We start from the raw sequence: 1,265 nt of genomic DNA on the forward strand, positions 1-1,265 counted from the left end.
TTCGTGATCCCGTTAATTGATGAATTAACCGGTGAACAAGTCCTTGATGATGATGGTGATGCCATCTTTGTTCGTCGTTTTCGAACCGCATTTAATGAAGTGGCTCGTAAAAATGCAAAATCAACGCTCTCCAGTGGTATCGGTTTATACATGACCGGTGCTGATGGCGAAGGTGGTGCTGAGGTTTATTCAGCAGCAACGACTCGCGATCAGGCTCGCATCGTGTTTGAAGATGCCAAAAATATGGTCAAAAAAGCGAAAGCAACGCTAGGTCGCTTATTTGATTACAACAAGTTAGCCATTTACCAAGAGCGAACGGCGTCTAAATTTGAACCACTTTCCAGTGATGCGAATAACCTCGATGGCTTGAATATTCATTGTGGGATAGTCGATGAACTCCATGCTCACAAGACTCGCGATGTGTGGGATGTTCTTGAAACAGCAACAGGCGCGCGATTGCAGTCGCTTTTATTTGCCATCACAACATCGGGTTTTAACAAAGAGGGGATCTGTTACGAGTTACGGGATTACGCAATTAAAGTTCTAACGGGAGTTGTTGATGATGACACTTTCTTTGCCATTATTTATACCCTCGATGAGGGCGACGATGATTTTGATGAATCCGTTTGGATAAAAGCTAATCCTGGTCTTGGTGTCTGTAAGCGTTTTGATGATATGCGACGTCTGGCCAAGAAGGCGAAAGAGCAAATTGCTGCTCGTCCTAACTTTCTCACTAAGCACCTTAATAAGTGGGTAAATGCTGAATCTGTTTGGATGGATATGAGCAAATGGGAAGCTGCCCCAGCTAACGCCCCTGATGATGAGTTGAAGAATTATCCTGTTTGGGTTGGTGTTGACTTGGCTAGCAAAATTGACGTTGCTGCAGCAATTAAGATGTATGAGGACGGGCAGGGAAAAACGCACATTAAGTGCAAATTTTGGATACCCGAGGATCGTATTGATACAGCACCTAAACACATCGCTGAGCTCTACCGGAAATGGGAAGATGCCGGTCACTTGGAATTTACTGACGGCGAAGTGATTGATCATGACATTATCAAAGATGACATCCTGAAGTGGTGTGATGGCGATGATGTGCGTGAATTAGGATTTGACCCATGGAGTGCAGTTCAGTTTTCTCGCCGGCTAGCGGAGGAAGGCGTTCCGTTAGTTGAGGTTGCTCAAACAGTTAAGAATATGTCTGAAGCCATGAAAAGTGTTCAGGCTGATGTGTATGCAGGTAAGTTCCACCACGATCACAACCC

At 44.9% G+C, this 1,265-nt stretch carries 1 protein-coding gene; it reads left to right on the forward strand.

All coding sequences use genetic code 11. The features are described 5' to 3' along the window. A partial coding sequence (locus tag PR766_RS11365; RefSeq protein WP_272518479.1) for a terminase large subunit occupies positions 1-1,265 on the forward strand: 1,265 nt, incomplete at both ends.

The organism is Providencia sp. PROV208 (assembly GCF_028479465.1).
Classification (GTDB): Bacteria; Pseudomonadota; Gammaproteobacteria; order Enterobacterales; family Enterobacteriaceae; genus Providencia; species Providencia alcalifaciens.